The organism is Mesonia mobilis DSM 19841, assembly GCF_000423405.1.
Taxonomy (GTDB): domain Bacteria; phylum Bacteroidota; class Bacteroidia; order Flavobacteriales; family Flavobacteriaceae; genus Mesonia; species Mesonia mobilis.
Window position 1 is genome coordinate 17,599 of sequence record NZ_AUHX01000014.1, and the last position, 23,097, is coordinate 40,695.

At 35.0% G+C, this 23,097-nt stretch carries 21 protein-coding genes; 12 read left to right on the forward strand and 9 right to left on the reverse strand.

What is annotated here, in order from left to right:
• Window positions 1–553 precede the first annotated feature (553 nt).
• Together G551_RS0110655 and G551_RS0110660 are read right to left on the reverse strand one after the other, a co-directional pair.
• Window positions 554–1,864: an ABC1 kinase family protein gene (locus tag G551_RS0110655; protein ID WP_027885565.1), complete on the reverse strand. Its 1,311-nt coding sequence runs from the start codon at window positions 1,862–1,864 to the stop codon at window positions 554–556.
• Window positions 1,864–2,544 carry a TetR family transcriptional regulator C-terminal domain-containing protein gene (locus G551_RS0110660; RefSeq protein WP_027885566.1) on the reverse strand — a complete coding sequence of 227 codons (681 nt, stop codon included), beginning with the start codon at window positions 2,542–2,544 and terminating at the stop codon, window positions 1,864–1,866. Before G551_RS0110660 ends, G551_RS0110655 begins: the two co-directional genes overlap by 1 nt.
• A 511-nt stretch (window positions 2,545–3,055) precedes the next feature.
• On the opposite strand from G551_RS0110660, the gene htpG reads away from it, so the two are divergent.
• From htpG to G551_RS0110700, 8 genes are all read left to right on the forward strand, one after another.
• The gene (htpG, locus tag G551_RS0110665) at window positions 3,056–4,939 is read left to right on the forward strand and encodes a molecular chaperone HtpG (RefSeq protein WP_027885567.1); all 1,884 of its coding nucleotides are present in this window, start codon (window positions 3,056–3,058) and stop codon (window positions 4,937–4,939) included.
• Between the two features lie 80 nt (window positions 4,940–5,019).
• A complete protein-coding gene (locus G551_RS0110670; RefSeq protein ID WP_027885568.1) occupies window positions 5,020–5,514 on the forward strand; it encodes a hypothetical protein in 495 nt (164 codons plus the stop codon).
• A gap of 12 nt (window positions 5,515–5,526) precedes the next feature.
• Entirely contained in the window at window positions 5,527–6,339 is an 813-nt protein-coding gene (locus G551_RS0110675) for a DUF6503 family protein (protein WP_027885569.1), read from the forward strand.
• A 76-nt stretch (window positions 6,340–6,415) separates the two neighbouring features.
• Window positions 6,416–8,362, forward strand: a complete 1,947-nt coding sequence (thrS, locus tag G551_RS0110680; RefSeq protein WP_027885570.1) for a threonine--tRNA ligase — start codon at window positions 6,416–6,418, stop codon at window positions 8,360–8,362.
• 59 nt (window positions 8,363–8,421) lie between these two features.
• The gene (gene infC, locus G551_RS0110685) at window positions 8,422–8,937 is read left to right on the forward strand and encodes a translation initiation factor IF-3 (RefSeq protein WP_262492863.1); all 516 of its coding nucleotides are present in this window, start codon (window positions 8,422–8,424) and stop codon (window positions 8,935–8,937) included.
• 54 nt (window positions 8,938–8,991) lie between these two features.
• Window positions 8,992–9,189: a 50S ribosomal protein L35 gene (gene rpmI, locus G551_RS0110690; RefSeq protein ID WP_027885572.1), complete on the forward strand. Its 198-nt coding sequence runs from the start codon at window positions 8,992–8,994 to the stop codon at window positions 9,187–9,189.
• Window positions 9,190–9,288: 99 nt separating this feature from the next.
• Window positions 9,289–9,633, forward strand: coding sequence for a 50S ribosomal protein L20 (gene rplT / locus G551_RS0110695; RefSeq protein ID WP_027885573.1), 345 nt, complete (start codon window positions 9,289–9,291; stop codon window positions 9,631–9,633).
• Window positions 9,634–9,723: 90 nt separating this feature from the next.
• The gene (locus tag G551_RS0110700) at window positions 9,724–10,524 is read left to right on the forward strand and encodes an HAD family hydrolase (protein WP_027885574.1); all 801 of its coding nucleotides are present in this window, start codon (window positions 9,724–9,726) and stop codon (window positions 10,522–10,524) included.
• Here G551_RS0110700 and G551_RS0110705 read toward each other — a convergent pair.
• The gene (locus tag G551_RS0110705; RefSeq protein WP_027885575.1) at window positions 10,511–10,933 is read right to left on the reverse strand and encodes a secondary thiamine-phosphate synthase enzyme YjbQ; all 423 of its coding nucleotides are present in this window, start codon (window positions 10,931–10,933) and stop codon (window positions 10,511–10,513) included. The genes G551_RS0110700 and G551_RS0110705 overlap by 14 nt on opposite strands.
• A 47-nt stretch (window positions 10,934–10,980) precedes the next feature.
• Between G551_RS0110705 and G551_RS16240 the strand changes: the two genes are divergently transcribed.
• Window positions 10,981–11,937 carry an OmpA family protein gene (locus G551_RS16240; protein WP_051191370.1) on the forward strand — a complete coding sequence of 319 codons (957 nt, stop codon included), beginning with the start codon at window positions 10,981–10,983 and terminating at the stop codon, window positions 11,935–11,937.
• A 1-nt stretch (window position 11,938) separates the two neighbouring features.
• Here the strand turns inward: G551_RS16240 and G551_RS0110715 are convergent, their stop codons facing one another.
• From G551_RS0110715 to tgt, 5 genes are all read right to left on the reverse strand, one after another.
• On the reverse strand, window positions 11,939–13,198 hold the full coding sequence (locus G551_RS0110715) for a hypothetical protein (RefSeq protein ID WP_027885576.1): 1,260 nt from the start codon (window positions 13,196–13,198) through the stop codon (window positions 11,939–11,941).
• Window positions 13,199–13,305: 107 nt separating this feature from the next.
• On the reverse strand, window positions 13,306–14,856 hold the full coding sequence (gene dnaB, locus G551_RS0110720) for a replicative DNA helicase (protein WP_027885577.1): 1,551 nt from the start codon (window positions 14,854–14,856) through the stop codon (window positions 13,306–13,308).
• A gap of 167 nt (window positions 14,857–15,023) precedes the next feature.
• Window positions 15,024–15,977: an acetyl-CoA carboxylase carboxyltransferase subunit alpha gene (locus G551_RS0110725; RefSeq protein WP_027885578.1), complete on the reverse strand. Its 954-nt coding sequence runs from the start codon at window positions 15,975–15,977 to the stop codon at window positions 15,024–15,026.
• Window positions 15,978–16,078: 101 nt separating this feature from the next.
• Window positions 16,079–17,155, reverse strand: a complete 1,077-nt coding sequence (locus tag G551_RS0110730) for an LptF/LptG family permease (RefSeq protein ID WP_027885579.1) — start codon at window positions 17,153–17,155, stop codon at window positions 16,079–16,081.
• A 1-nt stretch (window position 17,156) separates the two neighbouring features.
• Window positions 17,157–18,287: a tRNA guanosine(34) transglycosylase Tgt gene (tgt, locus tag G551_RS0110735; protein WP_027885580.1), complete on the reverse strand. Its 1,131-nt coding sequence runs from the start codon at window positions 18,285–18,287 to the stop codon at window positions 17,157–17,159.
• Between the two features lie 195 nt (window positions 18,288–18,482).
• Between tgt and G551_RS0110740 the strand changes: the two genes are divergently transcribed.
• The 3 genes from G551_RS0110740 (at window position 18,483) to G551_RS0110750 (ending at window position 21,430) form a co-directional block, all read left to right on the forward strand.
• Window positions 18,483–19,331, forward strand: coding sequence for a transketolase (locus tag G551_RS0110740; protein ID WP_027885581.1), 849 nt, complete (start codon window positions 18,483–18,485; stop codon window positions 19,329–19,331).
• 40 nt (window positions 19,332–19,371) lie between these two features.
• On the forward strand, window positions 19,372–20,325 hold the full coding sequence (locus G551_RS0110745; RefSeq protein ID WP_027885582.1) for a transketolase family protein: 954 nt from the start codon (window positions 19,372–19,374) through the stop codon (window positions 20,323–20,325).
• A gap of 289 nt (window positions 20,326–20,614) precedes the next feature.
• The gene (locus G551_RS0110750) at window positions 20,615–21,430 is read left to right on the forward strand and encodes an AraC family transcriptional regulator (RefSeq protein WP_027885583.1); all 816 of its coding nucleotides are present in this window, start codon (window positions 20,615–20,617) and stop codon (window positions 21,428–21,430) included.
• 19 nt (window positions 21,431–21,449) lie between these two features.
• Here the strand turns inward: G551_RS0110750 and G551_RS0110755 are convergent, their stop codons facing one another.
• Window positions 21,450–22,976 (reverse strand): succinate CoA transferase, encoded by a 1,527-nt coding sequence (locus G551_RS0110755; RefSeq protein ID WP_027885584.1) that lies wholly within the window; start codon window positions 22,974–22,976, stop codon window positions 21,450–21,452.
• Between the last annotated feature and the right edge of the window lie 121 nt (window positions 22,977–23,097).

Here is a 23,097-nt window from a genome sequence, read left to right on the forward strand (position 1 = left end):
TTAGGAGTTAGGAGTTAGGAGTTAGGAGTTAGGAGTTAGGAGTTAGGAGTTAGGAGTTAGGAGTTAGGAGTTAGGAAGATTTTATTTTTTAGATTCAATGCAAAGTTTTCAAATTAAAACTTTTGAAAAGTTATCCTCCATTCTTCGCAGGATGTGATTCCGGATCAAGTCCGGAATGACGGAAGAGAAAATAATTCTAAATTCAGTTTTTTAAGTTTACATCACAAGTTGAAAAATAGCAATTGAAAAATTTTCATTAACTTCAATGAAAATTTTATTTATGGAATTAATTAAACCTGAAGTCGGATTAATATTGTGGCAAACTTTTTTAGTTATTTTATATTTAGGTATAATCGTTTCTCTCTTCTATCTATTTAAACTCATTTATAAAAAAATGAAAAAAGAAAACTAGACTTTCATTATCTGTGATGTGATTCCGGAGCAAGTCCGGAATTACGAAACGCGAACAGTTTCAACTTCTATTTCAACTTCAACAAAAAAAGCAAGCTTTATTACTAAGACCTGCTTTTCTCAATCAAATTATGAACGCTATTTAATCGATATATTTCTTAAAATTATTGATCTTCACTTCTGCTTTTAAATCGTGAAGCAAATTATATAATCCGAAAAAGGTTCTATTAATGTAAAGAAAATGTTTACTTCCGCGGTTACCATTCATTTTTCGAAGCTCGGTGTCTTTACTATACTTTTCACTTAGTTCAGTGATTTTACTCCAAAAACTTTCATCTGAAAAATCGAAAGTCTCCCCGTGAAACGGACTCGTAAATAAGCTTAACATCTCGTAGAAAAGATTCGAAAAATAATCGATTTCTTTTTCGGTATCGTCGGGTCTGAGAATTTCTAATTCAGAAAGTTTTGCCAAGAAAAATTTTCGATTGTTTATATTTTCCGGTACCGCCAATTCGAAATAAGGTTTGTAAAACTCTTCCGGTACTTTTTTAATACATCCAAAATCGATGGCTATTAAATTTCTATCTTTATCAATCAAGAAATTACCGGGATGCGGATCGGCGTGAACGGCTTTTAACTCGTGCATTTGAAACATATAAAAATCCCATAAAGCTTGCCCAAGTTGGTCGCCTTCTTCTTTACTAAAATCTTTCTTTACAAAATCGCTTAAATGCTCACCTTGCATCCAATCCATGGTGATAATGCGTTCGCTCGAAAGTTCTTCGTAATACTTCGGAAAGCGTAAATGCTCAATTTTCGAACAAGCTTCAGAAATAAATTTACTTTGCTCGACTTCCAATTTATAATCGGTTTCTTCGAGCAACTTTCCTTCTACTTCTTTAAAATATTTTTCAGAATCTTTTCCCTGTAAATTGAACATTTTGATCGCTACAGGTTTTACCATTGCCAAATCTGAACTAATGCTATCGGCCACACCGGGATATTGAATTTTCACAGCAAGTTTTTTCCCATCTTTTGTCGCTTGGTGTACTTGACCGATACTCGCGGCATTTACAGAGTTTGGCGTAAAAGTATCGTACAAATCTTCTGGATACGCATCTTGGTAATTTTTAAAAGTTTTTCTTACTAAAGGCGCCGAAAGTGGCGGAACGCTAAATTGCGCCAAGCTAAATTTTTCTACATAAGCGCTTGGCAGCAAACTCTTTTCCATCGAGAGCATTTGCGCAACTTTTAGCGCGCTTCCCTTTAGGTTTTTGAGACCGTCGTAAATATCTTCAGCATTATCTTTATCGAGCTCGTCGCGCGTAAGTTCTTTATTGAAGGCTTTTTTACCGTAATATTTAAGGTAGTTCCCTCCTATTTTTACGCCGGTTTTTACCAGCTCAGAAGTTCGCCCAATTTTACCCGTGGGTATTTTGTCTATCGATTTCATTACGCCATCTTTTCTTTAAATAAAAACTTTCCGAAATCGAGTACACGTTCCAAAGGTGTGTTGTCGAACACATCAAAAACGGTATTGACAGACTTTTCTATCGCTACATCGGTTTTTTCAAATTGAGGAGAATTATCATCCATCCAAAATTTCAGTAGAAATAAGGTTTGCAACCAAGCTGCTTCAGAAAAAATTCGCTCGTTACGTTGAAATAATTTTACGTTTTTCTCTTTATTATCGTCTTCAATCAAGCCTTTTGCAAAACCAACTACTTTTTTGCGAAGACCTTTTAACTGACTCAAATTTTTCAGTGGCTCGCGATGTTCTTTCAACGTAAATAACACATAACTTCTATTGGCAGTTAGCATTTCGAAAAAGGTAAAGTAAAACGTAAGTAACTTTTCTCTGCTTTCAAACTGCTCAACTTCCGGAGATTTATGCATTAGATCGACACTTTTTTGGTAAAAAGTAGTCCAGATTTCCTCTTGTAAACCTTCAAAACTTCCGAAGAACTGATAAAATTCTTCCTCGGTCATTTTATTTTCTTTACAAAATTTATAAACCGTTTTTGGAGTCGTTTCATTTTCTAAAACATAATCCATATAGAGAGAGATCACTCGCTCTTTAGTTAATTTTACGGTAGATTTTTTAGTTGTTGTTGTTTTCTTCGTTGTCGCCATAATTCAATTCTTTCTTCAAATTTACAACTTTGTTTAATTTATTGATTAAAAACTTAAACAAAATATTTGTTAAATAATTCTACTGAATATAGAGCAACTTTCATTCCTATTTCAATATTTAAGTAACTGAATTTCAAAATACTTCTATTAAAATTTCTCGAATTATTTTCCTGCAAGGTTTTGGAAACCTTGTAGGTATTTAATCATCAGTCATAAAGATCTACAAGGCTAAAAGAGAACTAAAGGAAAGGTTACTCTTAAGTATTTATTTTTAAATAAATTCTGATTCAGATTAAAAATCACCCTTCCGACTTATTACGCTATCGCTTCATAAGCCACCTTCCCTCGAAAGGGAAGGAACTTTTTGCTTTATAGTTCATTAAACCTTCACTAATAACTCTCACCAAATGACAATCTATTCTTAATCGCTGTCAGTTTGTCATTTTCTGTTTAATGGTATTTTTTTTGACTTTCTGTAAGCCAACAACTATTAATAAAATTTACAATAGATATGGCAACAGGAAAGATTAATGTTTCGGTAGAAAATATTTTCCCGCTGATAAAGAAGTTTCTTTACAGCGACCACGAGATTTTCTTAAGAGAGTTAATTTCTAACGCTACCGATGCGACTTTAAAATTAAAACACCTTACTAGTATTGGTGAAGCTTCTGTAGAATACGGTAATCCCGTGATCGAAGTAAAAGCAGATAAAGACAAACAAACCCTTCATATTATTGACCAAGGAATTGGGATGACCAAAGAAGAGGTTGAAAAATATATTAATGAAGTTGCTTTTTCTGGTGCGGAAGAATTTCTAGAAAAATATAAAGATTCTGCAAAAGATAGCGGAATTATCGGTCATTTTGGTCTTGGTTTCTACTCGGCGTTTATGGTCGCCAATAAGGTTGAAATTATTACCAAATCTTACAAAGATGAACCGGCAGCACACTGGATTTGTGAAGGTACGACCGATTTTTCTTTAGAAGAAGCAGACAAAACAGAAAGAGGTACAGAAATTATTCTTCACATAAATGATGATGAAAAAGAGTTTTTAGAAGACAACAGAATTTCTGAACTACTTACGAAGTACAACAAATTTATGCCGATACCAATTAAATTTGGTACCAAAGAAAAAGAACTTCCTAAGGCAGAAGACGCTCCGGAAGATGAAGAGGCAAAAAAAGTTACGGTTGATAATATCATCAACAATCCAGAGCCGGCTTGGACGAAGCAACCTACCGATCTAGAAGAAGAAGATTACAAAAACTTCTATCGTGAGTTGTACCCAATGCAATTTGAAGAGCCATTATTCCACATTCATTTAAATGTAGATTATCCGTTTAACTTGACCGGTATTTTATACTTCCCGAAGTTGAGCAACGATATGGCGATGCAAAAAGATAAAATTCAGTTATACCAAAACCAAGTTTTCGTAACCGATAATGTAGAAGGTATTGTTCCTGAATTTTTAACGATGCTGAAAGGAGTTATCGATTCACCGGATATCCCATTAAACGTTTCTCGTTCTTACTTACAAGCCGATGGAGCGGTAAAGAAAATTTCAAGTTACATTACGCGTAAAGTTGCCGATAAATTAAAATCTTTATTCAATAACAATCGTGAAGATTTCGAAAAGAAATGGGACGATATTAAAGTAGTGATCGAATACGGAATGCTTACCGAAGATAAATTCTTTGAAAAAGCTCAGAAGTTTACGCTTTACCCAACCGTTGATGGAGAATATTTCACTTACGAAGAATTAGAAGAAAAAATTAAAGACAACCAAACCGATAAAGATGGGAAAATGGTGATTCTTTATGCTTCTAACAAAGATGAACAACACAGTTATATTTCTGCTGCAAAAGAAAAAGGTTATCAAGTATTGTTATTAGATACGCCAATCGTTCCGCATTTAATTCAGAAATTAGAAAGCTCTAAAGAAAATATCTCTTTTGTTCGTGTAGATAGCGATCACGTAGATAATTTAATAAAGAAAGATGAAGATAAAACTTCTAAACTTTCTGAAGAAGAGCAAGAAAAATTAAAAGCCGATTTTGAAAAAGTTGTTCCTAAAGAAAAGTACACTGTACAATTAGAAGCGATGGATAGTAATGCGGCTCCGCTAATTATTACCCAACCTGAGTTTATGCGTCGTATGAAAGAAATGCAACAAACCGGTGGTGGCGGTATGTTTGGTATGGGTAATATGCCAGAAATGTATAATCTTGTAGTCAATACCAACAACGATTTGATCTCGAGTTTAGTAGGCAAAGAAGAAGCTGAACAAGAACGCATCATTAAACAATCGTTAGACTTAGCTCGACTTTCTCAAAACCTATTGAAAGGTGAAGAGTTAACCAACTTTGTAAAACGAAGCTTTGAGATGATTAAATAAGGTTTTAAATCGTTGAAATCATAAAAACCGCCTTAGATACCTAAGGCGGTTTTTTTATATTTGTGAAAACCTAAATACTTATGCAAAGTTTTACAGCAACTTATACTGAGGATGCATATATTATCAGCAATCAATATTCTGAAGAAATCGGTAAGCTAAAAATTGTAAACGATAATGAAATAAGATTTTCCTCTCTCGATGAGAATTACCAATTCAAACTTAGCAAAAATAAGGTTGAAGTTTTAAAAAATGAAAAAAAGATAGATGATTTTGAAAGATCTAAACCCTTTATGAATTTTAAATCTAATATTTCCAATTTTAAAATTAGAGGAATTTCCAGTTGGGAAGGAGGAACAAAATTAGTTGACGAAAACAATAAATTTTTGGTAAAACTTAATAATAAAAGTGCTTGGATAGATAAAGGTATTTACGAATTTAAAACTTTTACAGAAGTTAAACCTCACCAACTCGCATTGATGCTTCATCTGCATATTCAAGGCTCAAAAGTAAAAACCATTGTCGGAATAGCTTTATCTACAGTTATAGGAGCTATTTTTTTCAACCTTTTAAAATAAAACGAAAAATTTATGAAAAACCTTTACCTCCTACTCTTTGTTTTAGCTTTCATCAGCTGCAAAAATGAACCTAAAAATACTTCCGAAGAAATCGAAAAAACTTCAACAGAAGAAAAAGAAGTAAATCCTGCACTCAATTTAGCTGAAACGATTTCAACTACACATCATCAACAAGATTTTTTTAATAATGAAGCAGTTGCATTCGATATCGCTATTAATTTTGGTGGGAAAGAACGTTTAAAAGGAAGAGTAACAATGCTCACCAATTCAACCAAAATTAAAATTGAAAAAGAAGATGGCACGACCTTAATTTTTAATGGCGAAGAAGTTTTTTTATATCCTGAAGAAAATAATTACGACGGCGCTTGTTTCGATATGTTTACTTGGTCTTACTTTTTTGCGATGCCTTTTAAACTAACCGATGAAGGCACTAAATGGCAAGAAAAAAAAGATTTGAAATTAGATAGCACAGCTTATCATTCTGCTAAACTTACTTTTGAAAATAATGTAGGTGATGCGCCCGACGATTGGTATGTAATTTATGCAGATAAAAGAACACATTTGCTCAAAGCAGCGGCATATATTGTAACCTTTGGTAAAGATATAGCCACGGCAGAAGAAAATCCGCATGCCATTGTTTACGATCGTTATTTCACGGTAAAAAGTGTTCCCGTTGCCAAATACTGGAAATTTTATAATTGGAATGAAGAACAAGGCATTTACGGCGAACCGATTGGCGATGCAGAAATTTCTAAACTCAATTATTTATCGGCAGATCAAGCCAATTTCGACGTGCCGGAAAATGCTATAAAAATCGGGCGATAAATTTATCTTAAACCCTGTAAATAGCTATTGTAAAGAACAATTATACTTTTATCTTTGCAGCTTTAAAACAAAATCAATGATCAACGTAACTTTGCCTGACGGCAGTATTAAAGAATTTGAAAGCGGCACAACTGTACTTGATGTCGCCAAAAGTATTAGCGAAGGTTTAGCCAGAAATGTAATTTCTGCAAAATATAACGGTACGACCGTAGAGACAAAAACCAAGCTAACCACCGATGGTTCTTTAGTACTTTTTACCTGGAGAGATGATGAAGGTAAAAAAGCGTTTTGGCATAGTACTTCTCACGTGATGGCGCAAGCGATTCAAGACTTGTATCCGGGTGCAAAATTAACTATTGGTCCGGCGATCGATAATGGTTTTTATTACGATGTAGATTTTGGAGAGCATAAAGTTTCTGAAAACGACTTCAAGAAAATTGAAGATAAAATGTTAGAGATCGCACGTGGTAAACACGAGTTTAAGATGCGTGAAGTTTCTAAACAGGAGGCTTTAGATTTCTATAAAAAAGAAAACAATCCGTTTAAGATTGAATTAATTGAAAATCTTACCGACGGAGATATTACTTTTTGCGATCACGATACGTTTACCGATCTATGTCGTGGTGGCCACATTCCAAACACCGGAATCATAAAAGCGGTAAAATTAATGAACATTGCCGGAGCCTATTGGCGCGGTGATGAGCATAACCCACAATTAACTCGTGTTTACGGAGTATCGTTCCCGAAGCAAAAAGAATTAAAAGAATATTTAGAACTTTTAGAAGAAGCAAAAAAACGTGATCACCGTAAATTAGGGAAAGAGTTACAATTATTTACGTTCTCTCAAAAAGTAGGTCAAGGTTTACCACTTTGGTTACCAAAAGGAGCCGCTTTACGTGAGCGTTTAGAAAACTTCTTGAAAAAAGCACAACAAAAAGCCGGTTACGAGCAAGTAGTTTCTCCACACATTGGTCAGAAAGAATTGTACGTAACTTCCGGTCACTACGCAAAATATGGTGAAGACAGCTTTCAGCCTATAAAAACACCGAGTGAAGACGAAGAGTTTTTATTAAAACCGATGAACTGCCCTCACCACTGTGAAATTTTTAATTCACAATCGTGGAGTTACCGTGATTTACCAAAACGTTTTGCCGAATTTGGTACAGTGTATCGTTACGAGCAAAGCGGTGAGTTACACGGTTTAACTCGTGTAAGAGGCTTTACACAAGATGATGCGCATATTTTCTGTACGCCAGATCAATTAGATGAAGAATTTAAGAAAGTGATCGATTTGGTACTGTACGTTTTTGGTTCATTAGGTTTCGAAAACTTTACGGCTCAAGTTTCATTAAGAGATCCTGAGAATAAAGAAAAATATATCGGTGAAGAAGAAAATTGGGTAAAAGCAGAAAATGCAATTATCAATGCTGCCAAAGAAAAAGGTTTAAACTATGTCATCGAGACAGGTGAAGCTGCCTTTTACGGCCCTAAGTTAGACTTTATGGTTAAAGATGCCTTAGGAAGAAGCTGGCAGTTAGGTACCATTCAGGTAGATTATAATTTACCGGAGCGTTTCGATTTAACTTACAAAGGTAGTGACAACGATCTTCACCGCCCGGTCATGATTCACCGAGCACCATTTGGAAGTATGGAGCGTTTTGTCGCTATTTTATTAGAACATACCGGTGGTAATTTTCCATTATGGCTCATGCCAGAACAAGCTATCGTTCTGTCTTTGAGTGAGAAATATGAAAATTATACCAAAAAAGTTTTAAATTTGTTAGAAAATCACGAAATTCGCGGCCTTGCTGATAATCGCAGCGAGACCATGGGTAAAAAGATCCGTGAGGCAGAAATGAATAAATTGCCGTATATGCTAATAGTTGGTGAACAAGAAGAGAAAGACGGCACGGTTTCTGTACGTAAACACGGTGGAGAGGATTTAGGAGCAATGACAGTTGAGCAGTTTGCTGAATTGATCAATGCAGAAGTAAATTCATCTCTAAAATCATTTGAAGTTTAATTTAAAATTATATAGTCATAGCAATACGTAGAAAAAAATCGAGAGGTCCGTTAAGACAAATTAAGGAAGATCCGCATAGAATTAATGATAAAATTCGTGCGAAAGAAGTTCGTTTAGTAGGTGATAACGTCGAAATGGATGTTTACCCTATTAAGAAAGCTCTTGCCATCGCTGAAGAACTTGGGTTAGATTTGGTAGAAATTTCACCAAACGCAAACCCTCCTGTTGTAAAGGCAATGGAGTACAAGAAGTTTCTTTACGAGCAAAAGAAGAGAGAAAAAGCCATCAAAGCCAAAGCTACTAAGGTAGTGATTAAAGAAATTCGTTTTGGTCCTAATACAGACGATCACGATTACGAATTCAAAAAGAATCACGCACAAAAATTCTTAGAAGAAGGCGCTAAACTTAAGGCTTACGTTTTCTTTAAAGGGCGTTCTATTGTATTTAAAGATAAAGGTGAAATTTTATTACTTCGTCTTGCTCAAGATTTAGAAGAGTTTGGTAAAGTAGAGCAAATGCCTAAGTTAGAAGGAAAGCGTATGACCATGTTTATGGCTCCTAAAAAAACAAAATAACAGTTATTTCTGTTGAAGATAATATAAGTCGAGATAATTAAAATAAGGATAACAATGCCTAAAATGAAAACTAAATCTAGTGCCAAAAAACGTTTCAAGTTAACTGGTACTGGTAAAATTAAAAGAAAGCACGCGTTTAAAAGTCACATCTTAACCAAGAAGTCTAAAAAGCGTAAGCTTGCATTAACCCATAGTACATTAGTACATGAGGCTGATGAAAATAATGTTAAACTACAATTACGTTTAAAGTAATCACGGTTTAACCGGTTCAATTAAATTTTAAACCCTGGAGTCGGGCTCAATTAAAGTGCCATTGTAACGATGGACGCCTGCTACAAAAAATAATAAATTATGCCAAGATCAGTAAATTCTGTTGCTTCAAGAGCTAGAAGAAAAAAAGTAATGAAGCAAGCCAAAGGTTACTTCGGACGTCGTAAAAACGTTTGGACTGTAGCCAAAAATGCGGTTGAAAAAGCAATGTTGTATAGCTATAGAGACCGTAAAGCTAAAAAAAGAAATTTCCGTTCATTATGGATTGCTCGTATTAACGCAGCAGCTCGTTTAAACGGAATGTCTTACTCTCAGTTTATGGGTAAAGTAAAAGCTAACGAGATTGAGTTAAACCGTAAAGTTCTTGCGGATTTAGCAATGAATCACCCGGAAGCTTTTAAAGCCATCGTAGAGAAAGTAAAATAAATACAACAAACCAATTATCTCACTTATATCAAAAATCCGGTTCAAAAATTTTGAACCGGATTTTTAATTTAACCACTAAAACCTCAACCTATGAATTTTTCTCAAGTTAAACTCGTTGTTACCGATATGGACGGCACTTTACTCAATTCTAAAAATGAAGTAAGTCCTCGATTTTTTGAAATTTATGAAGAGTTAAAAAAGAGAAATATTCATTTTGTTGCAGCTAGCGGTAGGCAATTATTCAGTATCAAAGAAAAACTATCTCCTATTAAAGATGAAATCTATGTAATTGCTGAAAACGGCGGGATCACGCTAAAAGCTGAAAAGGTTTTAAATACGTACACACTTCCCCTAAACGAAGTACAAGAAATCATCAAAACCATTCGTGAGATCGATCAGGCAGAAATGGTGATCTGCGGAAAGAAAAGAGCTTACATCGAAAGTAAAGACCAAGATTTTATCGAATTCTTTAAAGAGTTTTATGTAGAATACACCCAAGTTGATGACCTTTTACATGTTGAAGATGATGACTTTTTTAAAATTGCGGTTTACCACCCAACCGATGCTGAAAAGCACATCTACCCTTCTGCACAAAATTTTGAACATAAATTTAAAGTGAAAGTCTCTGGTGAGCATTGGGTAGACCTATCGGGTTTAGAAACACATAAAGGTAATGCGCTACAAAAACTTCAAGATCAACTTGGGGTCGATAAATCTCAAACGATGGTGTTTGGCGATTATAATAATGATTTAGAAATGCTTCAACTGGCAGATTTTAGTTTCGCCATGGCTAATTCCCATCCTAATGTAAAAAAGACGGCAAATTACAGTACCAAAAGTAATGATGAATTAGGCGTAGAAAGTATTTTAGAAAAAGTTATTCTCCCATAAGTGTTAAGACAAGTTTTCTAGCACCGCCGTGATTTCTAAATTCACCCAAATAAATCCCTTGCCACGTCCCTAAATTTAAATGGCCGTTGGTTACCGGTATTTCTATACTGCTTCCCATTAATGAAGATTTAATATGTGCAGGCATATCGTCTGCACCTTCATAGGTATGTTTGTAATAAGGCATATTTTCGGGAACCATTTTATCGATATGGCTTTCAAAATCGTCACGAACAGTTGGGTCGGCATTTTCATTTATGGTTAAGCCGGCAGATGTATGCTTAATAAACACTTTTAAAATTCCTGCGGAAATTTCTTTTAACTCAGGTAATTCTGCTTCAATTTCTGAAGTAATGAGATGAAAACCTCTTGATTTAGGTTGAAGCCGAATTTCTTTTTGAATCACTTTCATCTTTATTTTTCTTGAATTTGCTTAAATTTAAAATTTATTCAACGTCAATGAAACTTCTTGCCTTTTTTATTTCTTTTTTCATCATTCAATGTATTGCTGCGCAACAAGTAGATTTCACGCATATCGACTTTCAAAAGTTTTATCGCATTGGCAAATCTGATGAAGTTTTTCTTCCGTTAGGTGATATTTCTTTTGTCGATAAAGTGACTTATTTTAAAGAAGGAGATCCAAAAGCTGAAAAAGCTTACACTAATACCGATCACGCTTTAGGAGCTCCCGATTACGTGAAATATCCCGACAAAACCTATCTATCTTTAGGTTGCGGAGGCGAATTAGTGGTGGAGTTTAAAAACAATGGTTTTATCGATATCGATGGTCCCGATCTATATTTTTTTGAAGTAGGTCCTTCTGTTGAAGCTTTTGAAGTCTATATTTCAAAGGATGGTAAAAACTGGATTTACGTGCAAGATACTTCCGGGGGTTCGAGTTATGTCGATATTGCTTCCGTAGAAAAAGGTAAAACCAAAGACATTTACTATTATATTAAATTGAAAGATTTAGGTTCGTTTTGCGATGGCCCGACCGCCGGTGCAGATATTGATGCTATCGGAACGATTGGCGGCGTTTTAAAAGTAAATATCGATGCTAATTTATTGTTTGATCTAGATAAATTTCAACTTAAAAGTAAAGCGCTTTCTACCCTCGATAATTTCTTAATCGGGCTCCATAAAATTCCTGAAGCCGAAGTGATTATTGAAGGTCATACCGATGCGCAAGCTTCTCACGAATACAATCAAGAATTAGGTTTAAATCGTGCTAAAAGTGTTGAAGAATATTTACTTCAGCATTTAAAAGAGAAAGCTGAAAATTATGAGTTTAAAGTAAAATCACAAGGTGAAACTCAACCAATTGCGACCAATAAAACTGCCATAGGTAGACAAAAAAACAGACGGGTAGAAATTATCGTGATCCCGTCTGAAGATTTTTATAAACCACCTCGATAAATTAGGTTTTTTGCTTTTTCTTTCTCGCCGCCGGGAATAGAACATTATTCAAAATAAGTCGGTAACCGGGTGAATTTGGATGCAAAGAAAGTTCGGTTTTTGGATCGCCTACTTTATGCTGATAATCTTCGGGATCGTGGCCACCGTAGAATGTAAAAAAACCTTTGCCTTTTATACCGTGAATGTAACGGGCTTCTCCGTTGATTTTATTTTCTCCCATTACCAAAACGGTAGGCTTAATTTCAGATCTTTTAAACGAAGTAGTTTGCCCCATAAAACCTTTCACCAAAGAAGTATGATTTTGGCAAAGCATCGTTGGAATAGGATCCCATTTTGCTGAATAATTCATCAATGAAAAATAATCGGTTTCTTTGGGTATTCTTCGCTGCGTAGTCATATCGATCGATGAAAACTCGTAAACCATCGGGCTTCGCTCTAAAGTATAATCTGTAAACGCAAAAGTTTTGCTGTAATCTATTTTACTTTGGTAAGCCGCTTCACTCGCATCGCCATCAAACATTGGCTCACAAATATCTACACCACCAGCAGAAAGCGCAATATCAAAACTATCGGTCGCGCTACACATTGCAAACATAAAACCACCACCGATCACGTAATCTCTAATTTTTTGAGCGACGGCTAATTTTTCTTCAGAAACTTTATCGTAACCTAATTCTGCAGCGAGTTCTTCTGCGGCTCTTTTTTCTTCAATATACCAAGGTGCTGCTCGATAAGCTCTGTAGAATTTACCGTATTGGCCAGTAAAATCTTCGTGATGTAAATGCAACCAATCGTATAGTAAAAGTTTATTATCTAAAACTTCGGTATCGTAAATTTTATCGTAAGGAATTTCAGCATAAGTTAACACCATCGTGACCGCATCGTCCCAAGGCGCATTTCCTTTTGGGGTATAAACTGCAATTCTAGGTGCTTTTTCTAAAATTACCGCATCTTGATTTTGTGACGGACTCGAAATTTCATCTAAAATAGTTTGCGTTTTAGCGTCACTCAATACTTCAAAAGAAACTCCTCGAATTTTACATTCTTTCTTTAATTCTTCTGTATCGGGCATTAAAAAAGAACCGCCACGATAATTAAGTAACCATTTTACTTTTTGCTGCTTATTGAGTACCCAATAGGTAATTCCGTAGGCTTTTAAATGATCAGTTTGCGATTCGGCATCCATCGGAATTAAAACATAAGAAGCATACTGTTGGAATGGAATAAAAAACAGAAAAAGTATAAGGAGGTATTTTTTCATAAATGAATTTCAATTAAAAAGGTTGAATTGTTTCAGTTTATATACCAAAATCAATTCAACCTAAAAATAAACAAATTTTATTCCAATCAATTCTAAATCTTTAAGAATTAGAAAGGCACTTCATTATCATCGTCTGGTGGCGGACCACTTGGACTACCAAATGCTTCATCTGCTGAAGGGAAATTTGGCGGCGTACTAAACGGATTTTCTTCTTCACCGTCATTCATTTTTGAATGAAATTCAAACGGAGAATCAAAAGTTTCAAGGTTACTGAATTTACCTAAGTGACCTTCGAATTTCAATCTAATATTTTCTAAACCACCATTCCTGTGTTTTGCTACAATAAACTCAGCTTGACCATCGGTTGGTGAACGTTCTTCATCATCCCATTCTTCAATTTTATAATACTCCGGTCGGTAAATAAACGATACAATATCGGCATCCTGCTCGATCGCTCCAGATTCACGAAGATCGGAAAGTAAAGGTCGTTTACTCCCACCACGCGTTTCTACCGCACGAGAAAGCTGTGAAAGTGCGATTACCGGAACGCTCAATTCTTTCGCTAAAGCTTTTAAGTTTCTCGAGATCGTAGAAATTTCTTGTTCACGGTTACCACCTTTAGCACCTGTTGCTGCTGTCATTAACTGCAAATAATCAATTACAATTAATCGAATACCGTGTTGCGAGGCCAAACGTCTTGCTTTCGCTCTAAGATCGAAAATAGAAAGCGATGGCGTATCATCGATAAAAAGTGGTGCTTTTTCTAGATCTTTTACTTTTACGTTGAGCTGTTCCCACTCGTGTGTTTCCAGTTTACCGGTTCTTAATTTTTCTGAAGATAAACCAGTTTCAGAAGAAATTAAACGCGTAATTAACTGTACCGACGACATCTCTAACGAGAAAAAGGCTACCGGTACATTTTGATCTACCGCTATATTTCTCGCCATCGAAAGTGTTAATGCGGTTTTACCCATACCCGGTCTTGCTGCCACAATAATTAAATCACTAGGCTGCCAACCCGAAGTAAGTTTGTCTAAACGCTCAAACCCTGAAGGAATACCACTTAAACCTTCTTTATTAGAGATTTCTTCAATTTTAGCTAAGGCTTGAGTTACCAAACTTTGAGCAGTTTCTGAAGATCGCTTGATATTTCCTTGGGTAACTTCGTATAATTTAGATTCTGCTTTATCTAATAAATCGAAAACATCGGTCGACTCATCGTAAGAGTCTTCAATAATTTCATTTGAAATTTTAATTAAACTACGCTGAATGTATTTCTGAAGAATAATTCTCGCGTGAAATTCGATATGCGCAGAAGAAGATACTTTTTGAGTTAACTGAATGATGTAATAATCACCGCCACAAGCTTCTAACTTTCCGTCTTTCTTCAATTGGTTAGAAACCGTTAATAAGTCGATTGGCGAACCATCTTTAAAGAGTTTAAAGATCGCATCGAAAATGTGCTGGTGCGCTTCTTTATAAAAAGCATCGGGGTGTAAAATATCCACAACCTCATCTACCCCTTTTTTATCGATCATCATCGCTCCAAGCACAACCTCTTCTAAATCAACCGCTTGCGGAGGTATTTTACCTTTTTCAAGGTTAATTACATTTCCCTGATTATAATAATTTTGTTTTTGCACCTGTACTTTCTCCATATTACGAATGTAAAAAAAATGTTAAGACAAGAGCAGATTATGCCCGCCCAGATAATTCACTGTTTATGAACAATCTGTGTGTTAATAACTTAAATTTGCTGTTAATAAGTATAAAAAAATCCAGATTTAACATCCGGATTTTTTCAAGAAGTTTTAAATAGAAGTGATTAGCCTTTAAAGACTCCCATATTAGAATATTTTTCCATTCTGGTTTTAATCAATTCTTCTGGTGATAAGTTTTTTAATTCTTCAAAAGATTCTAAAACTACTTTTTTTAGCGTACTGAACATTTGCTCACGATCGCTATGTGCACCACCAACTGGTTCTTTTATAATCGAGTCGATTACTTCTAATTTCTTTGCGTCTTTAGCAGTTAATTTTAAAGCCTCTGCCGCTTGTTCTTTATGATCCCAGCTTCTCCATAAGATAGAAGAACAGTTTTCTGGTGAGATTACAGAATACCAAGAATTTTCTAGCATCATTACTTTATCTCCTACTCCAATCCCTAAAGCACCACCACTGGCTCCTTCACCAATTACTACTACAAAGATCGACGTTTTTAAACGAGTCATTTCTAAAATATTTCTCGCAATTGCTTCTCCTTGTCCACGTTCTTCAGCCTCTAAACCAGGATAAGCTCCCGGAGTATCGATAAAGGTAAGTACTGGTAAACCAAATTTTTCTGCAGACTTCATTAAACGAAGTGCTTTACGATAACCTTCAGGGTTTGCCATCCCGAAATTTCTGTATTGGCGCGTTTTGGTATTATACCCTTTTTGCTGACCAATAATCATAAAACTTTGATCACCAATTTTACCTAAACCACCAACCATCGCTTTATCATCTTTTACATTACGATCACCGTGTAATTCTAAGAAATTACCATCGCAAAGTGCGTTGATGTAATCTAACGTATAAGGTCTATTAGGGTGTCTTGACAACTGAACTCGTTGCCAAGCAGTAAGGTTTTTATAGATATCTTTTTTAGTATCTTTTAGCTTTTTTTCAATTTGCTTGCAAGTTGTGCTAACATCTACTTCACTATCCTTTCCTATTGCACAAGCTTTTTCATATTGCTCTTGAAGCTCTTTAATGGGCAACTCAAAATCTAAATATTCCATAATATGAATGAGGCTTTTTATAATTTTAGCTTACAAAGATATAAAACTTATAAGATTGCAAATTGAAAATCTACAATATAAATAAGTAAATTATCAAGAATTTACCTTTTTGCTTTTCTAAGTAAGAAAAATGCTAAGATGCCAAAGACGATATTTGGAAACCATACAGCTATTAATGGAGAAAATGTAGATTTCTCTGCAATGGTCCCAAAAACTTTATCCATAAATACATATGTAAAGGCAATAGCGATACCTACCGCAAGGTTCACTCCCATACCGCCTCTACGTTTCATCGCCGAAACAGAAACAGCAATAATTGTTAAAATATATGCAGAAACAGGAATACTCCATCGTTTGTAAGCGACTACCTGATAAATATTAATATTTCCTGAACCTCTACGTTTTTCCTGCTTGATAAATTCGTTCAATTCTTGGTAATTTAAAGTTTCAGCAATGTAAGAAACCGGTGTTAGTGCATCGATCTCGAATGGTAAAATGGTATCAAACTTCGTCTCACTAATCAGCTCATCGTTTTTTTCTCCGATGATACGTTTCTCGTAGCGAGTTAATGTATACGTGGTAGAATCTTCGTTAAAATTTAAACGATCGGCACTTATTTTAAATTTCAACTCGTTCCCTTCAAAATGTTCTAAAGTAAAATTTCGAGCAGATTTTTGTTTCGGCTGAAAGTTAGTCGCATAAATAAATTCATTATCATTTATTTGACGATAAACGTCTTTGGTTTCTTGAGCCTCAGAACCGCGCTTCAAATATTTGTATTTAAAATCGTTAAATCCGGCGCTGGCTTGCGGCGCTAAATACATACTTAAAATTAAAGCTCCAAAACATACGATGGTTGCGCCAATAAAATAAGGCCTCAAAAATCGATAAAAAGAAACTCCAGAACTTAAAAATGCAATGACCTCTGTATTATTGGCTAGTTTTGAAGTGAACCAAATCACCGATAGGAATAAAAACAAAGGAAATAACAGATTGGCAAAGTAGATCGTAAAATCGATATAATAATAAACGACTTCTATAAACGGAACTTCATTTTCTAGAATCTTATCGATCTTTTCAGCAAGATTTACGGTAATCCCAATAGGAATAAATAACAGCAAAAGCATGATAAATGTTCCTAAATAGCGCTTAAGTATGTACCAATCTAAAATTTTCAACTTACAATCGTTTATCCATTTGTTTTACCATTTTATCTTTCCAAGCTCTAAAATCTCCTGCTAAAATATGTTTTCTGGCTTCACGAACCAACCAAAGATAAAATCCTAAGTTATGTATTGTAGCAATTTGCCTGCCAAGCATTTCATTTACGGTAAATAAATGTCGTACATAGGCTTTAGAATATTCGGTATCTACCCAAGTAATGTCCATTTCATCAAGCGGAGAAAAATCGTCTTCCCACTTTTTGTTTTTAATGTTTATCGTTCCGTGTGCGGTAAAAAGCATTCCGTTACGACCGTTTCTGGTAGGCATTACGCAATCGAACATATCGACACCAAGCGCAATATTTTCTAAAATATTAATAGGTGTTCCTACGCCCATTAAATAACGTGGTTTTTCTTCCGGAAGAATTTCTGTAACCACTTCTGTCATCGCATACATTTCTTCCGCAGGTTCACCTACAGATAAACCTCCAATGGCATTACCGGCAGCTCCTGCATTTGCAATATATTCTGCCGATTGTTTTCTTAGATCTTTATAGGTACTTCCCTGCACGATCGGGAAAAGCGTTTGCTCATACCCGTAAAGTGGCGGAGTTTTTTCAAAATGTCTGATACATCTATCTAACCATCGGTGCGTCATATGCATCGATCTTTTAGCATACCTGTAATCACACGGATAAGGTGTACATTCATCAAAAGCCATAATAATATCGGCTCCAATCGTACGCTGAATTTCCATCACATTCTCTGGTGTAAAAAAGTGATACGAACCGTCGATATGCGATTTAAACTTTACCCCTTCTTCTTTAATCTTTCGGTTGGCAGAAAGCGAATATACTTGGTAACCACCACTATCGGTTAAAATATTACGGTCCCAATTCATAAATTTATGAATCCCGCCTGCTTTTCTTAAAATATCGGTTTGTGGACGTAGATATAAATGGTAGGTGTTCCCTAAGATAATATCAGGATCTATTTCTTCTTTCAATTCTCTTTGGTGTACTCCTTTTACGGTAGCAATGGTTCCTACCGGCATAAAAATAGGAGTTTCTATTTTCCCATGATCGGTAGTAATTTCACCTGCACGAGCTTTACTATTAATATCGGTAGTTAAAAGATCAAATTTCATAATATCAAATATGCGGCAAAGATAACTATCTAAAATAAATGCCGAATATTTTTAATGCTGAATTAAATTTTCTTCAGCTACAAAATTCAATTTTGAATTATTCACAATAAAAAGTTAATAATTGAATCGTATTTTCTTTTATAGGCTTTTAAATAGACTTACTTTTGCAGAAATTGAAACAACACTTTTATAACGATGCCACACAACACACAACAGTTAGAAGATTTTGTTACGCAAGTAAGAAGAGATATTCTTAGACAAGTACATAAAGTAAACTCGGGTCACCCGGGAGGTTCTTTAGGTTGCGCAGAATTTTTTGTAGCCCTTTACCAAGAAGTTATGGAGTACAGCACAGACTTCACGATGGATGGTTTAAATGAAGATTTATTCTTCTTATCTAACGGTCACATTTCTCCGGTTTTTTATAGTGTTCTTGCTCGTAGCGGATTTTTTCCGGTGGAAGAATTAGCTACTTTTAGACACATCGATTCTCGTTTACAAGGTCACCCAACAACTCACGAAGGTTTACCGGGTGTTAGAATTGCATCGGGATCTTTAGGTCAAGGAATGTCGGTTGCTATTGGCGCTGCTGAAGCTAAAAAACTCAATAAAGATTCACATATCGTTTACTCGTTACACGGTGATGGTGAATTACAAGAAGGTCAAAACTGGGAAGCAATTATGTATGCTGCCGGTCACAAAGTAGATAATTTAATTGCGACCGTAGATTTAAATGGTCAGCAAATCGATGGTTCTACCGACGACGTTTTACCAATGGGTAATGTAAAAGACAAGTTCTTAGCTTTTGGTTGGGAAGTTTTAGAAATTGAAAAAGGAAATAATATAGTTGAAATTATTAAAGGTTTAGAAGAAGCGAAAGCATTGACCGGTAAAGGTAAACCAGTTTGTATATTGCTAAAAACCGTAATGGGTAACGGCGTAGATTTTATGATGCATACCCACGCTTGGCACGGTAAAGCTCCTAACGATGAGCAATTAGCAACAGGATTAAAACAAAATCCTGAAACTTTAGGAGATTACTAGAAATCAATTTCAACCATTATTAATTCAGAATCAAAATAAGATGAAAAATTATACAGATACAGGAAAAAAAGATACAAGATCAGGTTTTGGAGCAGGTTTAGCAGAGCTGGGCAAGACGAATGAAAATGTAGTTGCTCTTTGCGCCGACCTTACCGGATCTTTAAAGATGGATGAGTTTAAAGCAAATCATCCAGAGCGATTTTTTCAAGTTGGTATCGCAGAAGCAAATATGATCGGGATGGCTGCCGGAATGACCATTGGAGGTAAAATTCCGTTTACAGGAACCTTTGCTAACTTTTCTACCGGGCGTGTTTACGACCAAATAAGACAAAGTGTTGCTTATTCTGGTAAAAATGTAAAGATTTGTGCATCTCACGCAGGTTTAACCTTAGGAGAAGATGGGGCAACTCACCAAATTTTAGAAGACATTGGTTTAATGAAGATGTTACCGGGTATGACGGTAATTAATACTTGCGACTTCAACCAAACCAAAGCCGCAACCATTGCGATTGCAGAACACGACGGACCGGTTTATTTACGTTTTGGAAGACCAAAAGTAGCTAACTTCACTCCTGAAGATCAAAAATTTGAAATCGGAAAAGCCGTTCAGCTTACAGAAGGTAATGATGTAACTATCGTTGCAACCGGACATTTAGTATGGGAAGCTCTTTTAGCTGCTGAAGAATTAGAGGCAAAAGGGATTTCTGCTGAAGTAATTAACATTCACACCATTAAACCTTTAGATGATGAAGCTATTTTAGCTTCAGTAGCAAAAACAGGATGTTTGGTAACTGCTGAAGAGCATAACTTTTTAGGAGGTTTAGGTGAAAGTGTTGCTCGAGTTTTAGCTGAAAATAAACCTGTACCGCAAGAATTTATTGCGACTAAAGACACATTTGGTGAAAGCGGAACTCCGGCACAATTAATGGAAAAATACGGTTTAAACGCCAACGCCATTAAAAATGCTGCTGAAAAGGTTATCAAAAGAAAATAAGATTAATAAATAATCTACTCTAAAAATCCTCTTCATATACGAAGAGGATTTTTTAGTTATTATATTGTAATACAGAAAATTAAATACCCCTAAACCCAAAAATTAAAAATTTCACCAGTTTTCTCAAAAAAATTATATTGATACTTATTTAAAATTACCTATTTAATGCTTTAACTGAAAAAAAGTTGTATAACCCCTATATTTAAAATCTTAAAATTATCTATATTTAGTTAATGTTTGATTAAAATTATACAAAAAATAGGTAATTATTAATTTTAGACACAATTAAGTGATAAATAATCAAGAACAATTTTTAGCATTAGTAGACGAAAATCCTGAGAGCATTTATTGCTATCACGATTTGCATAACGTCGAAGAACAGTCTACCTTTTTTAAACATTCACATAAGAAAGGACAGCTTATGTACGTAGAAGGTGGCACGATTCAAGTTGAAGCCAACAAGAAAACGTTTTTTGTACCGGGTAATCACTATGTTTGGATTCCGGCAGGAGAAATTCACGGGATCTACTCGAACTCAAAAACGGTACTTATGAGAACACTTTACATTCCTATAAAAGAGGATGAGAAAGATTATTACAGCACGATGGGTGTTTATCCTGCTACAGATTTATTATTACAGTTGCTGTTGCATACTAAAGACTGGCGAGGTGATATTGAAGAATCTAACAGAAAACTTTACCCGATCGTTCAAGCGATTAAGGTTTTGCTGCCAGATTTCTCTAAAACACCAATTAACTTTACCATACCAAAAGTTAAAGATCAAAAACTAAAAGAAATCACTCAGTTTTTAGACGACAATCTTGATCAAAATATTATGCTATCAGATCTAGCACAAAGATTTGATATTAATGAAAGATCTCTTCACCGTTTATTTAAAAAAGATACCAATATATCATTCATCAAATTTTTCACCATTATTAGAATGTATAAAGCTATAGATTACTTATCTCAAAAGAAATATAGCATTAGCGAAATAGCTTCAAAAGTTGGATATTCTAGTATTCCCACTTTTAGTAATACTTTTTATAAAGTAATTGGCAAGAGACCTTCAGATTATCAAAGAGGTGCCGAAATTCTAAAATAATCGACACCACTTAAAAACCTCACACCTTCCCACAATATAGGTTTGTCGAATTTTGTTTTATCATCATCGTTCCATTTTCATTTAAATTTGTGTGCCAGCTAAAAGCATTTTGCAAAATATGAGGCGTATGCCCTTTTTGTAGTTTTGCTTGATCAAAATAGCTTTGCATTTGCTCACGGTAATCGGGATGCACACAATTATCTATAATTTTTTGTGCTCTTTCAATAGGAGCTAAATTTCGCAAATCTGCTAATCCTTGATCAGTCACTAAAATATCGACATCGTGTTCTGTATGATCGGTATGAGAAACCATAGGAACGACGTGAGAGATACTTCCGCCTTTAGAAATTGAAGGACAAACAAACACGCTTAAATACGCATTTCTAGCAAAATCTCCAGAACCACCAATACCGTTCATCATTCGTGTTCCTGTAAGATGCGTAGAGTTTACATTTCCGTAGATGTCAAACTCAATAGCAGTATTAATCGCAATAACGCCTAAACGTCTAATTACCTCAGCAGCATTACTTATATTTTGTGGTCGTAAAACAATTTTATCTTTATAATCTTCAAAATTTTCAATGAGCTTATCGTAACATTCTTCTGAAACGGTGATTGATGAAGCTGAAGCAAAATTCATTTTACCGGAATCGATTAACTGAAAGGTACTATCCTGTAAAACTTCAGAATACATAGAAAGATTTTCAAAAGGGCTATTTAAAAATCCGGCTAGCACGGCATTAGCAATTTTACCGATTCCTGCTTGTAACGGAAGTAAACTTTTACCTAAACGACCTGCTTCGACTTCATCTTCAAAAAACTTCATTAAATGTTCTGCTATCGAAATCGTTTTCTTATCGGGTGCTGCAATAGTTGCCGGCGCATCGGGTTTTTGAGTAAAAACAATAGCTTCAACTTTATTAGGGTCTATTTTTATAAAAGGATCTCCTACTCGACTATCACAGCTGGTAATTGGTAAAATCTCACGATGCGGAACTGCCTTTTGAACTTTAATATCGTGAATTCCTTTAAAAGCTAAGGGAACCGATTCATTAATCTCAATAATTATTCGATCTGCCATTGCTAAAAAGGTAGCAGAATTTCCTACAGAAGTCGTTGGGATAATATGGCCTTCTTCTGTCACACCAACCGCTTCGACAATAGCAATATCTATTTTAGGCAGGTGTCCGTTTTGTAATTGCTCGGCAGTTTCACTTAAATGCTGATCGATGTACAAAATGTTTTCTTGGTTAATTTCATTTCTTAAAGTAGCATCTACCTGAAAAGGCATTCGCTTATACAAGGCTTTATTTTTGGCCAAACTACCATCTGTATCATAACCTAATGATGCTCCGCTAATCAAAGTAATTTCTATATTTTCTTCTCCGGCGCGTTCTGCAAAGGTTGGTAAAACGGCTTTACTATCACCGGCTTTTGTAAAACCACTAACGCCAACTACATCGTGATTATTTATTAAATTTGCGGCTTTATCTGCACTAAAAACTTTACTTTTATAGGCAGCATATAATAATCGATCATCTCTCATAATTTATTATGTATTTGCTATAAATTACACCTCTTTAAGTATCGAATCATAGATTTTTAAAGGAGTATAATATGAATTATTAATTATTTCATAGCAATTTATATAAAGTTGATAATCAATT

Bases quoted from the DNA above. Each gene is read 5' to 3' on its own strand.
- G551_RS0110745 (WP_027885582.1), top strand. From the start codon at position 19,372: ATGAAAAATTATACAGATACAGGAAAAAAAGATACAAGATCAGGTTTT.
- G551_RS0110660 (WP_027885566.1), bottom strand. From the start codon at position 2,544: ATGGCGACAACGAAGAAAACAACAACAACTAAAAAATCTACCGTAAAA.
- dnaB (WP_027885577.1), bottom strand. From the start codon at position 14,856: ATGGAGAAAGTACAGGTGCAAAAACAAAATTATTATAATCAGGGAAAT.
- G551_RS0110670 (WP_027885568.1), top strand. From the start codon at position 5,020: ATGCAAAGTTTTACAGCAACTTATACTGAGGATGCATATATTATCAGC.
- G551_RS0110700 (WP_027885574.1), top strand. From the start codon at position 9,724: ATGAATTTTTCTCAAGTTAAACTCGTTGTTACCGATATGGACGGCACT.
- G551_RS0110725 (WP_027885578.1), bottom strand. From the start codon at position 15,977: ATGGAATATTTAGATTTTGAGTTGCCCATTAAAGAGCTTCAAGAGCAA.
- thrS (WP_027885570.1), top strand. From the start codon at position 6,416: ATGATCAACGTAACTTTGCCTGACGGCAGTATTAAAGAATTTGAAAGC.
- rpmI (WP_027885572.1), top strand. From the start codon at position 8,992: ATGCCTAAAATGAAAACTAAATCTAGTGCCAAAAAACGTTTCAAGTTA.
- G551_RS0110715 (WP_027885576.1), bottom strand. From the start codon at position 13,198: ATGAAAAAATACCTCCTTATACTTTTTCTGTTTTTTATTCCATTCCAA.
- G551_RS0110705 (WP_027885575.1), bottom strand. From the start codon at position 10,933: ATGAAAGTGATTCAAAAAGAAATTCGGCTTCAACCTAAATCAAGAGGT.
- G551_RS0110740 (WP_027885581.1), top strand. From the start codon at position 18,483: ATGCCACACAACACACAACAGTTAGAAGATTTTGTTACGCAAGTAAGA.
- G551_RS0110655 (WP_027885565.1), bottom strand. From the start codon at position 1,864: ATGAAATCGATAGACAAAATACCCACGGGTAAAATTGGGCGAACTTCT.
- G551_RS0110675 (WP_027885569.1), top strand. From the start codon at position 5,527: ATGAAAAACCTTTACCTCCTACTCTTTGTTTTAGCTTTCATCAGCTGC.
- G551_RS0110755 (WP_027885584.1), bottom strand. From the start codon at position 22,976: ATGAGAGATGATCGATTATTATATGCTGCCTATAAAAGTAAAGTTTTT.
- tgt (WP_027885580.1), bottom strand. From the start codon at position 18,287: ATGAAATTTGATCTTTTAACTACCGATATTAATAGTAAAGCTCGTGCA.
- htpG (WP_027885567.1), top strand. From the start codon at position 3,056: ATGGCAACAGGAAAGATTAATGTTTCGGTAGAAAATATTTTCCCGCTG.
- rplT (WP_027885573.1), top strand. From the start codon at position 9,289: ATGCCAAGATCAGTAAATTCTGTTGCTTCAAGAGCTAGAAGAAAAAAA.
- G551_RS16240 (WP_051191370.1), top strand. From the start codon at position 10,981: ATGAAACTTCTTGCCTTTTTTATTTCTTTTTTCATCATTCAATGTATT.